The sequence below is a fragment of the Mesorhizobium monacense genome (assembly GCF_056781675.1).
The window spans coordinates 6,104,688-6,125,671 of the sequence record NZ_CM165567.1; the positions used below are offsets into that span (position 1 = coordinate 6,104,688).

At 64.5% G+C, this 20,984-nt stretch carries 22 protein-coding genes; 12 read left to right on the top strand and 10 right to left on the bottom strand.

Going from position 1 to position 20,984, the window contains the following annotated elements; translation table 11 throughout:
* Positions 1 to 12: 12 nt before the first annotated feature.
* Positions 13 to 1,491, top strand: coding sequence for a M81 family metallopeptidase (locus AC1RUK_RS29330; protein WP_481837832.1), 1,479 nt, complete (start codon positions 13 to 15; stop codon positions 1,489 to 1,491).
* A 44-nt stretch (positions 1,492 to 1,535) separates the two neighbouring features.
* On the opposite strand, the gene AC1RUK_RS29335 is transcribed toward AC1RUK_RS29330, so the two are convergent.
* From AC1RUK_RS29335 to AC1RUK_RS29345, 3 genes are all read right to left on the bottom strand, one after another.
* Positions 1,536 to 3,590, bottom strand: coding sequence for a M3 family metallopeptidase (locus AC1RUK_RS29335; RefSeq protein WP_481837831.1), 2,055 nt, complete (start codon positions 3,588 to 3,590; stop codon positions 1,536 to 1,538).
* A 97-nt stretch (positions 3,591 to 3,687) separates the two neighbouring features.
* Positions 3,688 to 4,059, bottom strand: a complete 372-nt coding sequence (locus tag AC1RUK_RS29340) for a nuclear transport factor 2 family protein (protein ID WP_481837830.1) — start codon at positions 4,057 to 4,059, stop codon at positions 3,688 to 3,690.
* Between the two features lie 101 nt (positions 4,060 to 4,160).
* A complete protein-coding gene (locus tag AC1RUK_RS29345; protein ID WP_481837829.1) occupies positions 4,161 to 4,805 on the bottom strand; it encodes a carbonic anhydrase in 645 nt (214 codons plus the stop codon).
* On the opposite strand from AC1RUK_RS29345, the gene AC1RUK_RS29350 reads away from it, so the two are divergent.
* Positions 4,804 to 4,965: a hypothetical protein gene (locus tag AC1RUK_RS29350; RefSeq protein ID WP_481837828.1), complete on the top strand. Its 162-nt coding sequence runs from the start codon at positions 4,804 to 4,806 to the stop codon at positions 4,963 to 4,965. The genes AC1RUK_RS29345 and AC1RUK_RS29350 overlap by 2 nt on opposite strands.
* A gap of 125 nt (positions 4,966 to 5,090) precedes the next feature.
* Here AC1RUK_RS29350 and AC1RUK_RS29355 read toward each other — a convergent pair whose 3' ends face one another.
* Genes AC1RUK_RS29355 through AC1RUK_RS29365 form a run of 3 tightly spaced genes read right to left on the bottom strand, consistent with a single transcriptional unit; the run spans position 5,091 to position 6,982 of the window.
* Complete coding sequence (locus tag AC1RUK_RS29355; protein WP_481837827.1) at positions 5,091 to 5,846, bottom strand: DUF429 domain-containing protein; 756 nt, start codon at positions 5,844 to 5,846, stop codon at positions 5,091 to 5,093.
* Entirely contained in the window at positions 5,843 to 6,724 is an 882-nt protein-coding gene (gene pdxY, locus AC1RUK_RS29360; protein WP_436169758.1) for a pyridoxal kinase PdxY, read from the bottom strand. Before pdxY ends, AC1RUK_RS29355 begins: the two co-directional genes overlap by 4 nt.
* 12 nt (positions 6,725 to 6,736) lie before the next feature.
* On the bottom strand, positions 6,737 to 6,982 hold the full coding sequence (locus AC1RUK_RS29365) for a hypothetical protein (protein WP_481837826.1): 246 nt from the start codon (positions 6,980 to 6,982) through the stop codon (positions 6,737 to 6,739).
* A gap of 163 nt (positions 6,983 to 7,145) precedes the next feature.
* On the opposite strand from AC1RUK_RS29365, the gene AC1RUK_RS29370 reads away from it, so the two are divergent.
* From AC1RUK_RS29370 to ppa, 6 genes are all read left to right on the top strand, one after another.
* Complete coding sequence (locus tag AC1RUK_RS29370) at positions 7,146 to 7,784, top strand: LemA family protein (protein WP_481837825.1); 639 nt, start codon at positions 7,146 to 7,148, stop codon at positions 7,782 to 7,784.
* 105 nt (positions 7,785 to 7,889) lie between these two features.
* A complete protein-coding gene (locus AC1RUK_RS29375) occupies positions 7,890 to 8,735 on the top strand; it encodes a TPM domain-containing protein (RefSeq protein ID WP_481839365.1) in 846 nt (281 codons plus the stop codon).
* Positions 8,736 to 8,739: 4 nt separating this feature from the next.
* Positions 8,740 to 9,636, top strand: coding sequence for a TPM domain-containing protein (locus AC1RUK_RS29380; protein WP_481837824.1), 897 nt, complete (start codon positions 8,740 to 8,742; stop codon positions 9,634 to 9,636).
* Positions 9,637 to 9,642: 6 nt separating this feature from the next.
* Complete coding sequence (locus AC1RUK_RS29385) at positions 9,643 to 10,281, top strand: TPM domain-containing protein (RefSeq protein WP_481837823.1); 639 nt, start codon at positions 9,643 to 9,645, stop codon at positions 10,279 to 10,281.
* Between the two features lie 115 nt (positions 10,282 to 10,396).
* Positions 10,397 to 10,903 carry a GNAT family N-acetyltransferase gene (locus tag AC1RUK_RS29390; protein ID WP_006201203.1) on the top strand — a complete coding sequence of 169 codons (507 nt, stop codon included), beginning with the start codon at positions 10,397 to 10,399 and terminating at the stop codon, positions 10,901 to 10,903.
* A 99-nt stretch (positions 10,904 to 11,002) separates the two neighbouring features.
* Positions 11,003 to 11,536: an inorganic diphosphatase gene (gene ppa, locus AC1RUK_RS29395; protein WP_192181930.1), complete on the top strand. Its 534-nt coding sequence runs from the start codon at positions 11,003 to 11,005 to the stop codon at positions 11,534 to 11,536.
* 210 nt (positions 11,537 to 11,746) lie between these two features.
* Here ppa and AC1RUK_RS29400 read toward each other — a convergent pair whose 3' ends face one another.
* Together AC1RUK_RS29400 and AC1RUK_RS29405 are read right to left on the bottom strand one after the other, a co-directional pair.
* Positions 11,747 to 12,337 (bottom strand): hypothetical protein, encoded by a 591-nt coding sequence (locus AC1RUK_RS29400; RefSeq protein WP_481840149.1) that lies wholly within the window; start codon positions 12,335 to 12,337, stop codon positions 11,747 to 11,749.
* 43 nt (positions 12,338 to 12,380) lie between these two features.
* Positions 12,381 to 12,998: a TetR/AcrR family transcriptional regulator gene (locus AC1RUK_RS29405; RefSeq protein WP_481837821.1), complete on the bottom strand. Its 618-nt coding sequence runs from the start codon at positions 12,996 to 12,998 to the stop codon at positions 12,381 to 12,383.
* A gap of 78 nt (positions 12,999 to 13,076) precedes the next feature.
* Here AC1RUK_RS29405 and AC1RUK_RS29410 point away from each other — a divergent pair, with 78 nt between their 5' ends.
* Both AC1RUK_RS29410 and AC1RUK_RS29415 read left to right on the top strand, forming a co-directional pair.
* Complete coding sequence (locus AC1RUK_RS29410; protein ID WP_481837820.1) at positions 13,077 to 14,360, top strand: MFS transporter; 1,284 nt, start codon at positions 13,077 to 13,079, stop codon at positions 14,358 to 14,360.
* A 220-nt stretch (positions 14,361 to 14,580) separates the two neighbouring features.
* Positions 14,581 to 16,149, top strand: coding sequence for an alkaline phosphatase D family protein (locus AC1RUK_RS29415; RefSeq protein ID WP_481837819.1), 1,569 nt, complete (start codon positions 14,581 to 14,583; stop codon positions 16,147 to 16,149).
* A 69-nt stretch (positions 16,150 to 16,218) separates the two neighbouring features.
* On the opposite strand, the gene AC1RUK_RS29420 is transcribed toward AC1RUK_RS29415, so the two are convergent.
* Complete coding sequence (locus tag AC1RUK_RS29420) at positions 16,219 to 16,497, bottom strand: hypothetical protein (protein ID WP_481837818.1); 279 nt, start codon at positions 16,495 to 16,497, stop codon at positions 16,219 to 16,221.
* A gap of 196 nt (positions 16,498 to 16,693) precedes the next feature.
* On the opposite strand from AC1RUK_RS29420, the gene typA reads away from it, so the two are divergent.
* Complete coding sequence (gene typA, locus AC1RUK_RS29425; protein WP_481837817.1) at positions 16,694 to 18,523, top strand: translational GTPase TypA; 1,830 nt, start codon at positions 16,694 to 16,696, stop codon at positions 18,521 to 18,523.
* A gap of 67 nt (positions 18,524 to 18,590) precedes the next feature.
* Here the strand turns inward: typA and AC1RUK_RS29430 are convergent, their stop codons facing one another.
* A complete protein-coding gene (locus tag AC1RUK_RS29430; protein WP_481837816.1) occupies positions 18,591 to 19,517 on the bottom strand; it encodes an SMP-30/gluconolactonase/LRE family protein in 927 nt (308 codons plus the stop codon).
* Positions 19,518 to 19,862: 345 nt separating this feature from the next.
* On the opposite strand from AC1RUK_RS29430, the gene AC1RUK_RS29435 reads away from it, so the two are divergent.
* Positions 19,863 to 20,855 carry a LacI family DNA-binding transcriptional regulator gene (locus AC1RUK_RS29435; RefSeq protein WP_481839364.1) on the top strand — a complete coding sequence of 331 codons (993 nt, stop codon included), beginning with the start codon at positions 19,863 to 19,865 and terminating at the stop codon, positions 20,853 to 20,855.
* The last annotated feature ends 129 nt before the right edge of the window (positions 20,856 to 20,984 follow it).

Below are 20,984 nucleotides of genomic sequence, written 5' to 3' on the forward strand. Positions count from 1 at the left end.
CACGGAGCTTTCATGCGCATCTTCACCGCCTCGCTGGCGACGGAAACCAACACCTTCTCGCCGGTGCCGACCGACCGCGCCTCGTTCGAGATGGCCTTCTATGCCGGGCCGGGCGAGCACCCGGAAACGCCGACTTTGTGTTCTTCGCCGATCGTCGCTTTGCGCCGGCGCGCGGCAAAAGAGGGGCTGACCGTCATCGAAGGCACGGCCACCTGGGCGGAGCCCGGCGGCCTGGTGCAGCGGCAGACCTATGAGGCGCTGCGCGACGAGATCCTCGACCAGTTGCAAGCGGCGCTGCCGGTCGAGGCAGTGATCCTCGGCCTGCATGGCGCGATGGTGGCGCAAGGCTATGACGACTGCGAAGGCGACCTGCTCGAACGCGTGCGTGTCATCGTTGGTCCGAAGGCGGTGATCGCCTCGGAGTTCGATCCGCACAGCCATCTGACGCCGAAGCGCGTCGCGGCGTCGGACATCATGGCCTATTTCCTCGAATTCCCGCACACCGACTTTTACGAGCGTGGCGAACATGTCGTCGAACTCGGGCTGGCCGCGGCGCGCGGCGAGATCAGGCCTGTCATCTCGACCTTCGACTGCCGCATGATCCAGGTGCTGCCGACCAGCCGCGAGCCGATGCGCTCCTTCGTCGACCGCATCAAGGCGCTGCACGGCAAGGACGGCGTGCTGTCGGTTTCCGTCATCCACGGCTTCATGGCCGCCGATGTGCCGGAAATGGGCACGAGCATCCTGGTTGTCACCGACAATGACAAGGCCAAGGGCGATGCACTGGCGGAAAGACTGGGGCGCGAGCTCTATGCGATGCGCGAAAAGACGGCGATGACGATGCTGAACACCAGTGACGGCATTGAGCGGGCGCTGGCCGTGCGTGCGGAAAACCCGAACAAGCCGGTGGTCATCGCCGATATCTGGGACAATCCGGGTGGCGGCGTTGCCGGCGACGGTACCGTCGTGCTGCGCGCCATGCTGGAACGCGGCGTCAACAATGTCGGCGTGGCAACGATCTGGGATCCGATCGCGGTGACGTTCTGTCAGGCCGCTGGCGAGGGCGCCGTCATCGATCTGCGCTTCGGCGGCAAGGCCGGCCCGCTGGCGGGCGAACCGATCGACGCGCGGGTCAAGGTGCTGAAGGCCGTCACGGAAGGGTGGCAGAGTTTTGGGCCGAGCCGGGTGACGCTTGGGCCGACGGCGCTGGTCCGCATCGAAGGCACCGAGGTCGACATCATTCTCAACACCAATCGGACGCAAACCTTCGAGCCGGACATTTTTTTCAATATCGGCGTAGATCCACTCAGCAAGGACCTGTTGTTGGTGAAATCGACCAACCATTTCTATGCCGGCTTCGCGCCGATCGCCGCCGAGATCATCTATGTCTCGGCGCCGAGTTCGTATCCGAGCAATCCGGCGACCACCAACTATACCAAGCTGACGCGACCGGTTTGGCCGCGGGTGGCGGATCCGTGGAAGGTTGCCTGATGGGGACGCTGCCAATCTCCCCTCAAGAGGGGAGATTACCAGCGCTACACCAGCCCGCGCTTGACCATCATCGCCTCCGGCGACGGCATCTTGCCGCGGAAGGCGGTGTAGAGTTCTTCCGGATCCTTTGAGCCGCCGGCGGCGTAGATGTTCTGCCTCAGCCGCTCGGCCAGCGTCGGGTTGAACGGGTCGCCGGTCTCCTCGAAGGCAGCAAAGGCATCGGCATCGAGCACTTCCGACCACATGTAGGAATAGTAGCCGGCCGAATAGCCGTCGCCGGAAAAGACATGGCCGAAATGCGGGGTGCGGTGGCGCATGGCGATGGTGTCGGGCATGTCGAGCTTGTCCAGCGTTTCGGTCTCGAAACGAAGCGGCTGTTCCGGGGCATCCGGGCGCGCGTGGTAGGCCATGTCGATGAGCGCCGAAGCGGTGAACTCGACCGTGGCGAAGCCGGCGCCGAAAGTGCGCGCGGCCAGCATCTTTTCGAGCAGGGCCTTGGGCATCGGCTTGCCGGTCTTGACGTGCAGGGCGTGCTTTTCCAGCACCGCCGGCACCGTCAGCCAATGCTCGTAGAGCTGCGAGGGCAGTTCGACGAAATCGCGGCTGACCGAAGTGCCGGACACCGACGGCCAGGTGACATCGGTCAGCATGCCGTGCAGCGCATGGCCGAATTCGTGGAACAGCGTCTTTGCCTCGTCGACCGACAGCAGCGCCGCCTCGCCGGCCGGCGGCTTGGCGAAGTTCATGATGTTGTAGATCACCGGCTTCGAGCCATCGCCGAGCTTGTAGCCGGATTTCAGCGCGCTCATCCAGGCGCCGGAACGCTTCGAAGGCCGGGCAAAATAATCGGCGAGGAACAGGCCGCGCTCGTTGCCGTCGGCGTTCTTCACCACGAACGCGCGGGCATCGGGATGCCAGGCGGCAATCCCTTTCCTCTCCTCGAAGGTGATGCCGAACAGCCGTGTCGCCACGTCGAAGCAGGCGTCGATGACGCGTCCGAGCTGCAGATAGGGTTTCAGCTCGGCCTCGTCGAAGGCGAACTTCTTGGCGCGCAGTTTCTCCTGGTAGAAGCGCCAGTCCCAGGCGGCGAAGGGTTCGTTGCTGCCGGCCGCGGTCGCCAGCCGCTGCAGTTCGGTCTGGTCGCTGGCGGCCTTCTCCAGTGCCTTTTCCCAGACGGGATCGAGCAGCGCGTGCACCGCCTTCGGCGTCTTCGCCATCGTGTCGTCGAGCTTCAGCGCGGCGAACGAGCCGTAGCCGAGCAGGTTTGCCTTCTCGGCGCGCAGCTTCAGCATATCCCGAACGACATTCGTGTTGTCGGTGGCGCCGCCATTCTGGCCGCGCATGGTGAAGGCGCGGAAGGCTGTCTCGCGCAGGTCGCGGCGTTCGGAGAAGGTGGTGAACGGCTCGTAGATCGAACGCGACAGCGTCACGGCATAGCGGCCCTTCTGGCCGCGCATCTCGGCAGCCTCGGCCATGGCGCTCTTGAGGAAGTCGGGCAGGCCGGCAAGGTCGGCCTCGTCGAGGAAGAGCGCCCAGTCGCGCTCGTCGGCCAATACATTCTGGCCGAAGCTGGTGCCGAGCGAGGACAAATCCTCGTTGATAGTCGCCAGCCGCTTCTTGCCGTCGGCGTCGAGTTTCGCGCCGGAACGGACGAAGCCTTTCCAGGTCCTTTCCAACACGCGCAGCGTCTCGGCATCGAGCTTGAGCATCTCGCGGCGCTGGTAGAGATCGTCGATGCGAGCAAACAGTTTCTCGTTCATCGAGATCGCCGAGAAATGCCGCGACATCTTCGGCGAAATGTCGCGCTCCAGCGCCTGGATCGCCTCGTTGGTGTGGGCACCGGCCCGGCACCAGAAGATCGACGAGACACGGTCGAGCGGCTCGCCGGCAAGTTCGAGCGCGGCCAGCGTGTTTTCGATGGTCGGCACCCCTTCATTGCCTGATATCGCCCCGATCTCGGTCTCATGCGCCTTCAGCGCCGCGTCGAACACCCTGGAAAAATCACCGTCGCCGATGCGGGAGAAGTCGGGCAGGCCGAGCGGCCCTTGCCATGAAGTCAGCGGATGAGCGGCGAGGTCGACGGTCTTCGTGGACGGCATGGATGATCTTTCGGCTGTTGGCACAAAGCAGGGCGGGTCGCCACCGATGTAGAGCGCGGGCCCGTTGCGCGCAACATCGCGGCCAGTCAGGTTTTCGTCAGTAACCGTCGCAGCTTTCCGCGATCGCGGCCTGCGAACTGGCGATGATGCGGTTGTCGGTGACCGCGAAGGTCTCCTGCATCAGCATGTCGTTGTTGGGGAAGTCGTAGCAGGCGATCACCGTGGTGACGCCGCCCTCGCTCTTGGCGATGCGATGCCGGATTGCCGCGCCGGCGACAGCACCTTGCCAGTTATCGATCGAGGCGATGAACTCCTGCTTGGTCTGAACGACGCCGAGATCTTCAAGCTTGATGCGCACGTCGTCTGCGAGCAGGTCCGACAATTCGGTGCGGTCGGCGACAAGCAGCGCCGAATACCAGCGGTCGATGATCGCACCGTCATCGGCGCGAGCGGCGGTGAGCGTAGGCATCAGTGCCGCCACAACAAAAGTGATCGCACGCCAACTCCGCATTGCCACCTCCATGTTTGAAATCCGAAAACCGGCTCCCACTTTTCGCTGACGCGGACCTTCTATGCCATCTCCGGCCGTTCGAAATCGCCGGTTTCCTTGTTCATCACCCAAAGTTCGCCGGTCGAGATGTCGAACCAGGCGCCGTGCAGCGACAGCCGGCCCTTGCCTTCGAGGATGGAGACGCAAGGGAAGGTTCTGAGATTGGCGATCGAATAGCGGATCGAGATGCGCTCCAGCGCGGTCTGGCGCTCCGTCGCCGTCATGAAGGTGCTGGACGAAACGGTTTCGGCGGCCGGCGCGATCAGGCTCATCCATTTGCCGATGAAGTCGCCAGGCGACAATGGCGCGGAATTGGTGTCGAGCGCGGCGCGGATGCCGCCGCAGCGGCCGTGCCCCATCACCACGATGTTTTTCACCTTGAGGCTCTGCACGGCGAATTCGAGCGCGGCCGAGGTCGAGTGGAACTGGCCGTCCGGCGCATAAGGCGGCACCAGATTGCCGACATTGCGCAGCACGAACAGCTCGCCCGGCCCGGCGTCGAAGATCGCCTCGGGCGCCGAGCGCGAGTCGCAACAGGCGACGATCATCGTTTCCGGCGCCTGGCCCTCGCGGGCAAGCGAGCGGTAGCGACCGCTCTCGCCGAGGTAGCGGCCTTTCATGAAATTGCGATAGCCGGCGAGAAGGTGTTCGGGGAGGTGAGGCATGGGCGGCGTCTGGACCCTTTCCGGGTTGGATGCGGCACGGTCCGTTGATATTCAGGTGATGCCGGCCTGCGAATGGCGGCTTCCTGCGCTTCCGGTGCTCACGTACTTAAAGTACGCTCCGCTCCGGTTCTCGGAAGCCACCACTCTCGACTCGGCCTGACCTGAATCTCAACAGACCTAACTCTGGGAAAAGGCTCTAACGGCAAAAGCCCGTCGCGAGCAATGCCGAATTGCGGATGGTTTCGTCGCAAAACGCAATGCGGCACGCCTGGCTCAGGCGCCGCTTCACGCCCAGATGGCGACGGGAATGCCGAAACGGTCGGCGAGCGGCGGGTCGGGAAACGGCCGGGCCTCACCGCCGGCGATGCGACCGGCTATCAGCATCATTGCCGCGGCGTCGAGGAAATCGTCGGCGGCCGCGCGCTTCGGCGGCGCCCCGTCGAGGAAGTCCTTTTCATAGCCATGCCGGCACAACAGCGCCTTGCGCTCGTCCATGCCGGCCGGATTGACGGCACCCTTGATCCTCTTCGGCAGCGACATGGCCTGGCCGCTGTTCAGCCGGCAGAAGGCGACTTCCGGATGCGATTCGAAGACGCGGCTGCGCAGCTCGGGCCGCGCGATAAGCAGGGCATCGATCTCGCGGATCTTGGCGAAGATGCCGAAGGCCTGGATCGACACGCCGCGTGGCGGATCGGAGGTCGTCTTGGCCACCTCGCCCGCCCGACGATGCGCTTCATACCAGGCTTCGACCGTGGTGAAGTTATCCGTGTCTGCGTAAAGGGCGGCGCGTGACGGAATGGCGAAGACGCTCGATTGCCTTGCCCCGAGCAGCGGCCGCACCAGCGCTTCCGGCCCGCGTCCGCCTCTTTGCGATTGATCGGGCAGGCCGATCGGCATGTCGACGGCGACCACCGCATCGGCGGGCAGGGCGTCGACCAGCGTCGCGAAGCTTGGCAAGACGCAGACCGACGGCTGAGCGCTGGGATTGCGGCGGACGGCGATCCAGCCGGCCTTGCAGCCGTCGACGCCGACCAAAGTCACGCCCGTTTGTCCCGCCCCGGATGCAGGAGGTGGCGTAGCTGCACCATCGCCATCGGGTGCGACAGGCTCTGCGCGTCGGTTTCGAGCTGCAGCTCATCGCCGCCGCGCTTGGCGGTGCGCGCCAGGATCTCGTAGACGGCGGCCGTGGTCGTCTGCAGCGCCTTGATCGCCGGTTGGCCAGAGAGGATGCGCGCCAGGTAGACGGCCGCCGTCAGGTCGCCCAGCCCGTTCGGCGGCTTGTCGATGAGGCGGTGCTCGGCAAGCAGCGCCTGGCTGGCGTCGAGCAGAAGGTTGCCGGTGCCGCCGGCCATCATCGACGGCGCCGAGGTGACCAGCATGGTCCGGGGTCCGGCGTGAAGGGCGGCCGCGATCACCGATTTGAGGTCGGGCAGCGGCGCGCCGGCCATCCACTCCAATTCGTAGCGGTTCGGCGTGGCGATGTCGGCGATCGGCATCAGCCGGTCGCGCAAAGCAGCCGCCGTTGTTTCAGGCACATAGAGTCCGCCCGAATCGCCCATCACCGGATCGCAGATATAGACGGCGTTTGGTGTCCTATCCTTGACCGCTGCGACCAGCGAGGCGACGGCCTCGGCCTGGCCGGCCTCGCCGAGATAGCCGGACAGCACCGCGCCGACCTCGCCCAGCCAGGGCGCGCGCTCGAGATCGGCCATCAGCGCCTTGAACTGGTCGAGCGGCGGCACGATGCGGGTGGCGCGGCCATGGCCGGGATGCCAGGGCAGGACGATGGTCGGCACCGCCCAGACCGGAAAGCCCAGCGTCTCCAGCGCGAAAACGGCGGCGCGGTTGCCGACCGAGCCGCGGGCGACATGGCTGGAAATGACGATGACCGCGCGCGGCGCGTCGGCTTTTTCGTTCATTGGTCCTGGTTCCTAACGGGTGGCGAAATACACGAGCCAGGCCAACAGGCCGATTGCAATGATCAGCCCCAGTCCCCGGCCGATGCGGGTGCCCCAAATTTCGATAGGGTCCGCGCGGTCGGCGTCCGCCGCCGTGACATGGTCGCGCGCGCCCTTCGCGGTCCGCGCGACGAACGAGGTGCCGCCCGGCGCGGTCTCCTGTTCCACACGCTCGAGAATGCGGCGCGATTCGGTGTCGCTGTCCTGGCGTTTCGCCATGGCAATATCCTGTTTTGCCGGGACCTTAGCCTGTTCGCGAAGCCATTCACAGGGCCTCGTGCCGGACGCATAGATGCCAGCGGAGGCTTCCGGCCGAGGTCATTTTCTTGCGCGCAGATTGTGGTAATGCTTCGCGTGCAACTTCCGACGAGGGATCCAAATCATGTTTGCCCAGCGCCTCTCTTCACCCTCCATTGTCCGCACTCTGCCGGCCTTCCTGATGATGGCGATCGTGCTGCCGCTGCTTGCCGGCTGCGGCTACAACACCATTCCGACGGCTGAGGAAAATGCCAAGGCGGCCTGGAGCGAGGTGCTGAACCAGTACCAGCGCCGCGCCGACCTGATCCCCAACCTGGTCGAGACGGTCAAGGGCTATGCCGCGCATGAGAAGGAAACGCTCGACGCGGTGGTCGAAGCGCGCGCCAAGGCGACGCAGGTGACGGTGACGCCGGAAACGCTGAAGGATCCGGAAGCCTTCAAGAAGTTCCAGGACAGCCAATCCGGCCTGACCAGCGCGCTGTCCAGGCTGCTCGCGGTGGTGGAGAACTATCCCGACCTCAAGGCCAACCAGAACTTCCTGGCGCTGCAGGCGCAGCTCGAAGGCACCGAGAACCGCATTGCGGTCGCCCGCCGCGACTACATCGTCGCGGTCAAGGACTACAATCTGACGCTGAAGACCTTCCCGTCGGTGCTGTGGGCGACGTTCTGGTTCCGCGGCAACGAGCCGTTCGCGAACTTCACCATCGAGGAAGACAAGCTGCAGACGCCGAAGGTCGATTTCGGCACGAAGCAGGGCGGGTAATTAGCGAAGCCGGCAAAGCTACTCTTGGCGACAAGACGGAACGCAGGCGTGTCAGCACCCCCCTCTGTCCTGCCGAACCCGGCCCTTCGCTGCCGCTCCTGGCCCTTGACGGGGAGAGGGCCGGCTGGCCAGAGGGGCGCGCGAAGGAACGCCAGCCTTGCCTTGCTGTTCGCTACTCTAAGCTTTCTTTTCCTCCCCCTCGCCGCTTTCGCCGCCGAACTCCCCGCCCTCACCGGCCGCGTCGTCGACAATGCCGGCATCATCGATGCCGCGACCAAGGCGGTGCTGACGCAAAAGCTCGCTGACTTCGAGAAAAAGGGCTCCGACCAGATCGTCGTCGCCACGATCCCCAGCCTCGACGGCGAGGAGATCGAGCCGTACGCCAACCGGCTGTTCCGCTTCTGGAAGCTCGGCCAAGCCAAGGAGAACAACGGTGCGCTGCTGCTGGTGGCGCCGAACGATCGCAAGATGCGCATCGAGGTCGGATATGGGCTGGAAGGCACGCTGACCGACCTGCACACCAAGCTGATCATCGAAAACGACATGGTGCCGGCCTTCCGCGCCGGCGACTTTTCCGGCGGCATAGCCAAAGCCGTCGATGACATGATCATGGTGCTGGAGGGCAATCCGGAGGAGCTGGAAGCCCGCGGCGAACGCAACCAGCAGGCGCCGTTCAATTCCGACGATCTGTTCTTCACAATCTTCATGACCATCTGGATCACCATCCTGGTCGGCAGCCTGGCCACCTCCATCCTGCCGCCGATCTTCGGCCAGAAGATCGGACCCGGCCGCTATCGCTGGCTGGGCATGACCTTCGAGCCACATCGGCGCTCATCCAGTGGCGGGTCGTCGGGCAGTTCCGGCGGCGGTTGGTCGTCGGGGTCTAGCGGCGGCGGTTTTTCCGGTGGCGGCGGTTCGTCCGGCGGCGGCGGCTCCTCGGGAAGCTGGTGACGGCATGACGGAACGCGCCCTCGCAACATCCAGCCCAGTCGCCAAGCGGATCGATACGGTCCTGCTGGGCGTGGCGATGCTGCTGTTCCTCGGCTTCTCGGCTCTCACCGCCGCTGAGCTGCCGGCGCTGACCGGGCGGGTCGTCGACAATGCCGGCATCATCGATGCCGCGACCAAGGCAGCGCTGACCCAGAAGCTCGAGGATTTTGAGAAAAAGGGTTCGGACCAGATTGTCGTCGCGACGGTCCCTAGCCTCGACGGCGAGGAGATCGAGCCCTACGCCAACCGGCTGTTCCGCTTCTGGAAGCTCGGCCAGGGTGGCGAGAACAATGGCGTGCTGCTGCTGGTGGCCAAGAACGACCGCAAGATGCGTATCGAGGTCGGTTATGGTCTCGAAGGCACGCTGACCGACCTGCACACCAAGCTGATCATCGAAAACGACATGGTGCCGGCCTTCCGCGCCGGCAATTTCTCTGGCGGCTTTTCCAAAGCCGTCGACGACATGATCATGGTGCTGGAGGGCAATCCGGAGGAGCTCGAGGCGCGCGGCAAGCGCAATCCGGCTGACGACAGCTCGCCCATCGACCCCATCGTCGCGCTGTTCCTCATCCTGTGGGCGACGATGTTCTTCGGCGGCCTGGCGATGGCCTTCCTGCCGCCGATCTTCGGCACGAAGCTGTCGCCGGGCGTGTATAAATGGCTCGGCATGACCTTCCGCTATGGCCGCGGGCCGGGCTCTTCGTCTTCCGGCGGTGGCTGGGTGACGGGATCCTCATCCGGCAGCGGCTGGTCGTCGGGCAGTTCCGGCGGAGGCTGGTCTTCCGGCTCGAGCAGCGGCGGTGGCGGATTTTCAGGTGGCGGCGGCTCGTCCGGCGGCGGCGGGTCTTCAGGGAGCTGGTGAGACGAGATGGCAACACGACCGATCAGCCCGCAGGACCATGAGCGCATCGCCGAGGCGATCCGCGCCGCCGAATCCAAGACCGATGGCGAGATCTATTGCGTGGTGGCGCAGGCCAGCGACGGCTATTTCTTTCCGGCCGCCTTCATGGCGACGCTGGCCATGCTGATCGTCAGCCTCGCCGTCGCCTACGGGCTGGAGGCATGGTGGCTGTCGATCCGCCTGCCGCATTTCGTCTTCGACCAGCTGCTGGCGCTGGCCTCGGTTCTTGTCCTGCTGTGGGCGCTGCCCGTCCTGCGCATCCATCTCGTGCCGCGACGGCTGCGCTACCAGGCGGCGCATGCCAATGCCATCAAGCAGTTCCTCGCCCGCAACGTGCACCGCACCACGGCGCGCACCGGCGTGCTTGTCTTCGTCTCGATCGCCGAGCGCTATGCCGAAGTGGTCGCCGACAGCGGCATCGACGCCAAGGTCGGCCAGCATGTCTGGGATGGCGTGGTGCGTGATCTTACGGCGCACGCCAGCGACGACCGGCTTGCCGACGGATTCGTAAAGGCGATCGAATCAGTCGGCGCGGTGCTGGCCGAGCATTTTCCGGTCACGGCCGGCGACGCCAACGAGCTGGACGATCATCTGGTCGAAATCTAACTCTTCCTGACGGCTCGACCGCGGTTTTTCGCCCGCCGATCACCTGTGCGAAAGCGTTGCAGCCGGCGACCGGACTCTTTGCAATCGGCCGATGCGGGTTTATGGTTAAGCAATTATGAACACGCTGACCATCGACATCAGGAAAGCCGAGCCGCGCGACGCCGGCGCCATCGCCGACGTGCACCAGGAGGCCTGGCGCGGCGCTTATTCCGGCATCATCCCGCACCGCACGCTGACTTCGATGATCAACCGGCGCGGCGCCGACTGGTGGGCGAACGCAATTCGTCGCGCCGCCACGGTGCTGGTGGTCGAGATCGGCGGCAAGATCGCCGGCTACGCCACGATCGGCAAGAACCGCGCCCGCGAGCTCAGGCAGCAGGGCGAGATCTACGAGCTTTACCTGCGCCCGGAATACCAGGGCATCGGGCTCGGTAGCCGACTGTTCAAGGCAGCACGCGCGCGTCTCGCGGACCATGGCCTGAAGGGCATGGTTGTTTGGGCGCTGGAAGACAACCAGAACGCGCTCTCCTTCTATGCCGGCGCCGGCGGCCGCGATGTCGCCGAGGGCGTCGAGATCTTCGAACAGAAGGCGCTGAAGAAGGTCGCTTTCGTCTGGGAATGACGGCCTGAAAGCCTGCCGCAAGGTCCTGAGCACCATTCGCCGCATTGCACCATGCCGCGTCGCCCGCTATCGATCTCGGAAATCGAGAGAGGGAAAACCATGCGTATCGAAGCGATAGCCACCGGAAAGAACCCGCCGGAAGATCTCAACGTCATCATCGAGGTGCCGATCGGCGGCGAGCCGATCAAGTACGAGATGGACAAGGAGGCCGGCACGCTGTTCGTCGACCGCTTCCTGCACACCTCGATGCGCTATCCCGGCAATTACGGCTTCGTGCCGCACACGCTGTCGGGCGACGGCGACCCGATCGACGTGCTGGTCTGCAACACGCGCGCGCTGGTGCCGGGCTGCGTCATCAATGTGCGGCCGATCGGCGTGCTGATCATGGAAGACAATGCCGGCCAGGACGAAAAGATCATCGCCGTGCCATCGCCCAAGCTGACGCTGCGCTACGAGAACGTCACCGAGTACACGCAGCTGCCCGACATCACGCGCCAGCAGGTGCAGCACTTCTTCGAGCATTACAAGGATCTCGAACCCGGCAAATGGGTCAAGATCGAAGGCTGGCACGATTCGAAATATGCCAAGAAGATGATCGTCGACGCGATCGAGCGGGCGAAGGCGAGCAAGTAGGCGACGACGCTAGGGGTGCGAGCAGGGGCTAAGCATGGCGCTGCCCCTCATCCGCCTGCCGGCACCTTCTCCCCGTATAGTGACGGGGAGAAGGGAGTAGCTCGGGCCCCGGCTTCTCATTCTGCAGCGTATGTGATTGGCGAAAGCTGCGATGATGGCTTCTTTCTCCCCGTCACTATACGGGGAGAAATGCCCGGTCGTTTCAACGCCTCAGTTATCAACCCGACCGAAATCGGGCGCGTCGCCGATCACCACGCGCTTGTCCTTGCCGCAGGCAAAGCTCTTCGCCTTGTCGTCGGCCAGCTTGCGGGCCTGGTCGTTGGCTTGCGGGTTGCCGGTGGCCAGCACCAGCCCGACGGTGCAGCCGTCATGGGCCTCCGGCTGCGCGACCTTGGCGACGACGAGCACCTCGGTCGGCTTGTTCTCGTCCTCGGGATTGCCGATCGAACGACGGTGGATGACGGCGAAGGGGATGGCGATGTCGCCCTTGGTCTCGATGCGCCATTCGACCTTGGGACCGGCCGAGTTGAAGCCGGAAAAGCTCTCCCAGACCGAGGTCATGTCGTCGGACGGAAAGCCGTAGTAAAGCAACTCGCGGGCGTCGTCATAGGCGACCAGCACCGGATAGCCACGATAGCCCGAGCAGGCGAGATTGGCCCAGTCGCCATCGCCTTCCTCGGCCTTCGCATAGGTGACGCAATCCTTCTTCCAGTCGAGGTCGGTGTAGGCGCTGGATATGCCGTCGGCGTGGGCCGCCTGGCAGAGACCGGCGAGGGCAAGCGGGATCAGAAGAGAGCGCATGCGGACAACTCCGTTTCGAGCTGCCGCAGCGTATCGTCAAACGCTATTTCTTCAAGCTGGCTTCGATCAGCAGGTCGGCGTTGCGGGCAACCGACGCCGCCGGCCCGCCTAGCCCGAACAGCTGGCCGCTGATGTAGGCGCCCTCGATCAGGAGCAGCAGTCCATCGCCCAGCGTGTCGGAATCGGCAGCGCCCATGGCGGTTGCCATGGCGCGCAGGCGGCGCCGCAGTTCCTGCTTGTTGGCTTCGCTCACCACGCGCGCCGGGTGTCCGTGCTCGGGATATTCGACCGCCGCGTTGGTCATGCCGCAGCCGCGGTAATCGGGTCTTTGCGTGCGCTTGCCGACGCGGGTCAGGAAAGCGTTGATCTGGGCGCGCGGAGTGCCGGGATGGGCATCGACCGCCTCGTCGAAGCGCTCCCAGAACTCAAGGTCGTATTGCCGCAGGTAGGACGCGGCCAATTCATCCTTGGACGGAAAGCTGCGGTAGAGGCTGGGCTTGGTGACGCCGGCGCGCCTGACGATCTCGTCGACGCCGATCGCCCTGATGCCTTGCCGGTAGAAGAGGTCGCGGGCCACGTCGAGGATCTTCTCGCCGGCTCTCGGCAGGGCCGACGCGTGCGGGTCCTTGATGGACGGTTCAATTTTATTGTCCGATGGCATGCAAAAGACTCGCTTGACAATGTTACTGACCGGTACGTATGGATAGTACCACCCAATTGCAACGTACCGGTCAGTAACATGATAGCTCAATCCCGTCCGTTTGGCCAGCGCTACGCTTTCGTCGTGGTCGGTGTCATCTTCCTCTGCCTGTTGATCGCGGCCGGGCTTCGCTCGGCACCCTCGGTCATGATGCTGCCGTTGGAGGAGAGTTTTGGCTGGCGGCGCGATGTCGTCTCGCTGGCCGCCGCCATCGGTATCTTCCTCTACGGCCTGACCGGGCCGTTTGCCGCGGCTTTGATGGAGCGCATCGGCCTGCGCCGCACGCTGCTGGCCTCGCTGCTGATCATGTCGGGTTCGACGGCGCTCAGCCTGCTGATGACCAAGCCATGGCATCTACTGATCACCTGGGGCGTGTTTTCCGGCATCGGTTCGGGTGCGGTCGCCACCGTGCTCGGGGCCACCATCGTCAATCGCTGGTTCAAGACCAATCGCGGCCTGGTGATGGGCCTGATGTCGGCCTCCAGCGCCACCGGCCTGCTGGTGTTCCTGCCGCTGCTCGCCGCGCTGGCGCAGGCGGGCGGCTGGAAGCCGGTCGCCATCGCCATCGCGATCGCCACTGCCGCTCTGGTGCCGCTGGTCTGGCTGCTGGTGCCGGAGCGCCCGGCCTCGATCGGCATGGTGCGCTACGGCGCGGAGGCCGACGACGTGCCGCCGACATCGCCGGCATCCCAGGGCAATTTCCTGGCGCATACGCTGGGCACGCTGCGGCGCGCCGCCGGCACCCGCGTGTTCTGGTACCTGTTCGCCACCTTCTTTGTCTGCGGCTTCACCACCAACGGGCTGGTCGGCACCCATCTGATCGCCTTCTGCGGCGATATGGGCATCGGCGAGGTGCAGGCTGCCGGCCTGCTGTCGATGATGGGCATCTTCGACCTGATCGGCACGACGCTGTCGGGCTGGCTCACCGACCGCTTCGATCCGCGCAAGCTGCTCGGCGTCTACTATGCCATCCGCGGCCTGTCGCTGATCTACCTGCCCTATTCCGGTTTCTCGGCGACCAGCCTGATCATCTTCGCCGTGCTCTACGGCCTCGACTGGATCGCCACCGTGCCGCCGACGCTCAGGCTTGCCAACGAGGCATTCGGCGACCGCAGTGGACCGATCGTCTTCGGCTGGATCGTCGCCGGGCACCAGGTGGGTGCGGCAAGCGCCGCCTTCTTCGGCGGCACCATGCGCGAGCTGCAAGGCAATTACGAACTGGCCTTCATGATCGCCGGCATGACGGCAATAGCCGCCGCCTGTATCTCGCTGCTGATCAACACTAGCCGGCCGCCTTTCGATCCGGAGCCGCAGGCGGCTTAAGGCGATGTTCAGGTGATGCCGGCCTGACCTGAATCTCGACACGCCTTCGCGGACGGCAATAACCCAACTCAAAAAAGGGGCGGCCTGATCATCAGGCCGCCACCTTCGATATGAGACGCCCGCCTGTTGGTTGTTACGAAACCTTCATGGTTTGGAGATGTGGCTGAAACATTGAGGCTGGACCTTGGGGGCACCGTTCGCAGCCATCCAGGAGACAGCCATGAACAGAATTTCCCGCCGCGCTTTCGTCACCTCCGCCAGCGCCCTTGGCCTGGTCGGTGCATCGGGCCTTGCGATGCCCTATTATTCGCGCGCCAATCAGCGGCCGGGCTTCACCCATGGCGTCCAGTCGGGCGATGTCGATGCCACCAGTGGCATGGTGTGGACGCGCACGGACCGTCCGTCGCGCGTCATGTTCGAAGTCTCGACGACGGAGAGTTTCGCCAATGCAACGCGGCTTGCGCCGCTCGATACGTCGCCGGCCAGCGACTACACGGTGAAGCGGCTGCTCACCGAGCTTGCCTCCGACCAGGACATCTTCTACCGCATGACGGCGGCCGACCTCGCCGACATCAATGCCGTCTCCGAGCCGAACGTCGGGCGCTTCCGTACAGCGCCTGCCTCCAAGCGCGATATCAAGTTCGCTTGGTCGGGCGATACCGCCGGCCAGGGCTGGGGCATCGACGAGACCGGCATGAAGACCTACGCCACGATCGGCAAGCACACGCCCGACTTCTTCCTGCATTCCGGCGACACCATCTATGCCGACGGCGCGATGAAGGACGAGGTCGACCTGCCCGGCGGCGGCAAGTGGAAGAACGTCGTGCTCATCGACGGCAAGCGCAAGGTCGCCGAGACGCTGGACGAATACCGGGACCAGTGGAAATACAACATGATGGACAAACACGTGCTCGGCCTCTGCGCCATCTGCCCGACCTTCTACCAGTGGGACGACCATGAGGTGCTGAACAACTGGTCGGACTCGAAGGATTTGAGCGCCGACAACCGCTACACGGAAAAATCCATCCATGTGCTGGCGGCCCGCGCGGCCCGCGCTTTCCACGAAATGACGACGATCCGCTACGAGCCGTCCGAACCCGGCCGCGTCTACCGCAAGATCGCCTATGGGCCGCTGCTCGACGTGTTCTTCCTCGACATGCGCTCCTATCGCGGCCCCAACAGCCCGGGCATGCAGGATACGATGACGCCGCAGTCGCGCATGCTTGGCGAACAGCAGACCAAGTGGCTGAAGCGCGAGCTGGCCAACTCCAACGCGACCTGGAAGATCATCGCCGCCGACATGCCGCTCGGCCTCGTCGTCTGGGACGACGCCGCCAAGAAGGCCGGCGCCGAAGCGGTCAGCAATGGCGACAATGGTGCGCCAAAGGGTCGCGAACTCGAGATCGCCGACCTGCTGCGCTACATCAAGAACGCCGGCATCAGCAACACGGTGTGGCTCACCGCCGACGTGCACTACACGGCGGCGCACTACTACAATCCGGACAAGGCACAGTTCCAGGATTTCAACCCGTTCTGGGAATTCGTCTCCGGCCCGATCCACGCCGGCACGTTCGGCCCCAACGATTTCGACATGACCTTCGGGCCGGAGCTGAAATTCATCAAGGCGCCGACCGCCGAGCAGGGCCAGAACCTGCCGCCGTCGGCCGGGCTGCAGTTCTTCGGCCTCGTCGACATCAACGGCGCCAGCGAACAGATGACGGTGCGGCTGATGGATCGCGACGACAACGAGCTTTACAAGGTCACCCTCGATCCTGTGCGGTCGGCGTAAGGCTGCGGAGTGGCGGGATTCAAAGGTGCTGGAGCGTCCCATTCGCGTGCCCAAGGGGCGCGCGGCGCTCTAGTCAGGATAGCAGGCGACGGGAATCTTCGGCCATACCGCGCTGTCGCAGCCGGCGGCCTTCTGCTGCTGCTTGAAGGCGGCGCTGACCGGGCCGGTCACGATCGGGTCGACGCCATCGGGGGCGTCGGCGTAGAGCTGCTCGGCCGTCTGCGTGTCGGATGGCAAGGCCGGATTTCCCTTGAGCGTCGCGGCGGACTGCGCACCACCTGCCGCAAGTACGACGACGAGCGCCGCCCAAGCGAGAATCGGCCGAAATTTGCTGACGTGATCGGTCATGACGTTCGAACTGCCCGGGCCCTGAAAGGTTCCGCCTTGGTTAACAAAATCATTTCACACGCGGATGTTTAAGATTTGATGAGTATTTGGTGACGAGCCTCCTCTTTCGCAAATGCGAAAAACCCTGTATGAGCCGCGCAACCGAAAGAGGCTGCGCCTTTGGGCCTGCTGCCTGTAACGCTCCCGAGACCGTAAAATGAAAATTCGTAACATCGCGATCATCGCGCACGTCGACCATGGAAAAACCACCCTCGTCGACCAGCTGCTGAAGCAGTCCGGCTCCTTCCGCGACAACCAGCGCGTCGCCGAACGCGCCATGGATTCCAACGATCTCGAAAAGGAACGCGGCATCACCATCCTGGCCAAGGCGACCTCGGTCGACTGGAAGGATACCCGCATCAACATCGTCGACACACCCGGCCACGCCGACTTCGGCGGCGAGGTCGAGCGCATCCTGTCGATGGTGGATTCGGCCATCGTGCTGGTCGACGCCGCCGAAGGGCCGATGCCGCAGACCAAGTTCGTCGTCGGCAAGGCGCTCAAGGTCGGGCTGAAGCCGATCGTCGTCATCAACAAGATCGATCGCCCGGACGCCCGCCATGTCGAGGTGGTCAACGAGGTGTTCGACCTGTTTGCCGCGCTCGACGCTACCGACGAGCAGCTCGACTTCCCGATCCTCTACGGTTCGGGCCGCGACGGCTGGGTCTCGGAAAATCCTGAAGGCCCGAGGGACCAGGGCCTGGCGCCGCTGTTCGATCTCGTCATCAAGCACGTGCCGGAGCCGACGGTTCATCCCGGACCGTTCCGCATGATCGGCACCATCCTTGAAGCCAACCCGTTCCTCGGCCGCATCATCACCGGCCGTATCGAGAGCGGCACGCTGAAGTCCAACCAGGCGGTCAAGGTGCTGCACCATGACGGCACTCAGATCGAAACCGGCCGCGTCTCGAAGATCCTCGCTTTCCGCGGCCTCGAACGCCAGCCGATCGACGAAGCACAGGCGGGTGACATCGTCGCCATTGCCGGCCTGTCGAAGGGCACCGTCGCCGACACCTTCTGCGACCCGGCGGTGACTGAGCCGCTGCATGCGCAGCCGATCGATCCGCCCACCGTGACCATGTCGTTCCTGGTCAACGACAGCCCGCTCGCCGGCACCGAAGGCGACAAGGTGACCAGCCGCGTCATCCGCGACCGGTTGCTGCGCGAAGCCGAAGGCAATGTTGCGCTGAAGATCGAGGAATCGCCGGACAAGGATTCATTCTTCGTCTCCGGGCGCGGCGAATTGCAGCTGGCAGTGCTGATCGAGACGATGCGCCGCGAGGGCTTCGAGATCGCCGTGTCGCGGCCGCGCGTCGTCATGCAGAAGGGCGAGAACGGCGAATTGCTGGAGCCGGTCGAGGAAGTCGTCATCGACGTCGACGAGGAGCATGCCGGCGTCGTCGTGCAGAAGATGTCGGAACGCAAGGCCGAGATGGTCGAATTGCGCCCGTCCGGCGGCAACCGCCAGCGCATCGTTTTCCACGCGCCGACGCGCGGCCTGATCGGCTACCAGTCGGAACTGTTGACCGACACGCGTGGCACCGCCGTCATGAACCGGCTGTTCCACGCCTACGAGCCCTACAAAGGCGAATTGCCCGGCCGCACCAACGGCGTGCTGATCTCCAACGAACAGGGTGAATCGGTCGCCTACGCGATGTGGAATCTGGAAGACCGCGGCCCGATGGTCATCGACCCGGGCGTCAAGGTCTATCAGGGCATGATCATCGGCATCCATAGCCGCGACAACGACCTCGAAGTGAACGTGCTGAAGGGCAAGAAGCTGACCAACATCCGCGCCGCCGGCAAGGATGAGGCAGTCAAGCTGACGCCGCCGATCCGCATGACGCTGGAGCGCGCGCTGGCCTGGATCCAGGACGACGAGCTGGTCGAGGTGACGCCGAAGACCATTCGGCTGCGCAAGCTCTATCTCGACCCGAACGAGCGCAAGCGTTTCGAGAAGTCGGCCAAGGTGGTCGGCGCGGCGTAAGTCTTTTCGTCGAGGCATTTTCAGGGAGGGAACACGCGCGTGCTCCCTCCCCTTGTTTTGTCTGCCGTTACCCCAGCGTTGAACCGTTTGCGGTGACGTAGACCGCGTACAGCGATGTCGTCGCTGTGATGAAGAGCCGGTTCCGGCGGGCACCGCCGAAGGTCAGATTGGAGACGGCCTCGGGGATGTAGACTTTGCCGATCAGTGTGCCGTCCGGGTCGTGGCAATGGACGCCGTCGCCCGCGCTACACCAGAGGCGCCCCTTGATGTCGACGCGGAACCCATCGAACAGCCCGTTCGTGCATTCGGCGAAAACCGCGCCGCCGCTCAGCCTGCCGTCATTGCCGACCTTGAAGCGGCGAATATGCCGCGGCCCGTCCGGCAGATGCGAGGCGCCTGTGTCGGCGACATAGAGAAGCGTTTCGTCGGGTGAAAAAGCGAGGCCGTTCGGCTTGGCGAAATCATCCGCAACACACGCCACTTCACCGCTCGCCGGGTCGGCCCGGTAGACGTGGCAGCCGCCGATCTCCTCCTCGCCATACTCGCCCTCATAGTCGTGCAGGATGCCGTAGGACGGATCGGTGAACCAGATTGCGCCGTCGGAAGACACCACGACGTCGTTGGGCGAATTGAAACGCTTGCCTTCGAAGCGGTCGGCGACAATCGTCACCGACCCGTCGAACTCGGTGCGCGTCACCCGCCGCGTCAGGTGCTCGCAGGTGACGAGCCGCCCTTGCCGGTCGACCGTGTTGCCGTTCGAATTGTTGGCGGGTTGGCGAAACACCGAGGCGGCGCCGGAGGTTTCGTCCCAGCGCATCATGCGGTTGTTGGGAATGTCGGACCAGACCAGATAGCAGCCCGGCGCGAACCATGCCGGTCCTTCGTGCCAGCGTCCGCCCGTCCACAGCCGTTCGACACGGGCATGGCCGACGAAGCAGCTGCCAAAGCGCGGGTCCAGCACCTCGAATCCCGTACCCTCGATTTCTCCGAACATTGCGATTGCCTCTCTGCCGCGTTCCACTTTCCCGGCGCCGCGCGCTTTGCTAATCCGGGATCGAACTTCGCGGCGTGGTTGTTGTCAGATCGATATGATATCGATAACATACCTAACGCAATCCGATTTCCAAGGGGGACGCATGAACGATGCCGGACGCCCGATGCTGCTGCCGTCCACTGGCGCGGCATCCGCGTGGCCCAATTCTTTGTTTTTGCGCAATTCCGGACGGAAAAGCGCTACGCACTGTTCCTGGAATTGCTCCAGGCCGGCGCCGGCGGCGTGCGGGGAGGACTGATGGGCAGGGCGGCATCGCCGAGACCGGGGGAGAACCAGGCGCCGACGATGGCCGACGTGGCCGAGCGGGCCGGTGTGTCGGCGATGACCGTGTCGCGGGCGCTGAAGGAAGGCAGCCGGGTCTCCAAGGCGACGCGGGAAAAGATCATGGCCGCCGTCAACGAGCTCGGCTACGTGCTCGACCAGTCGGCCGGCAGCCTGTCGTCGCGCAAGACCGGATTTGTCGCGGCAATCGTTCCCTCGATCAACAATTCGAACTTCGCCGACACGGCGCGCGGCATTACGGACGAGTTGGAAAGCACCGGGCTGCAGCTGCTGCTCGGCTACACCGACTATACGATCGAGAAGGAAGAGCAGCTGATCGAAGCGATGCTGCGGCGGCGGCCGGAAGGCATCATCCTGACCGGCGGCGCACATACCGACCGCGCCCGCCGGCTGCTGGAGAGCGCCGGCATCCCGGTGGTCGAAACCTGGGAACTGCCGGCCAAGCCCATCGACCAGGTGGTCGGGTTCTCCAACGAGGAGGCGATGGGGCTGCTGGTCAAGACGCTGGCCAGGAAGGGCTACCGCAAGTTCGGCTATATCGGCGGCACGACCTCGCGCGATACGCGCGGCAGCCAGCGGCGCGAGGGTTTTGTAAGGGCCATCGAGGAACTCGGCCTGCCGCCGGGCCGACTGGTTTCCTTCGGCGTGCCGCCCATCTCCATCGAGCAGGGCGGCCAGGCCGTCGTCTCCATGCTCGAGCGCTGGCCCGACACCGAGGCTGTGCTCTGCGTCTCCGATCTTTCGGCTTTCGGCGCGCTGATGGAATGCAAGCGCCGGGGCATGCGGGTGCCGCAGGACATCGCCATTGCCGGCTTCGGCGACTACGAGGTTGCCGCCTTCTGCCATCCCGGCATCACCACGGTGAATGTGGATTGCTATGGGATCGGCCGCGAGGCGGCGCGCCGGCTCATCAAGGTCATCCGTGGCGGCGAGAAGCAGCGCGGACAGGAAATCGTCCTGACCAGCTATCGCATCGTCGAACGCGAGAGCACTTGAGTACCCATAAATCTGTCGGGCGAACGGCTCGCCAGAGTCCGCTATGCCCGATAGCGACCAAATTCCGCCGCGCAGCGAAATGACGCGATGGGCCATGGGCGAAGGTCCGCGTTTATGCTCGGACTTCTC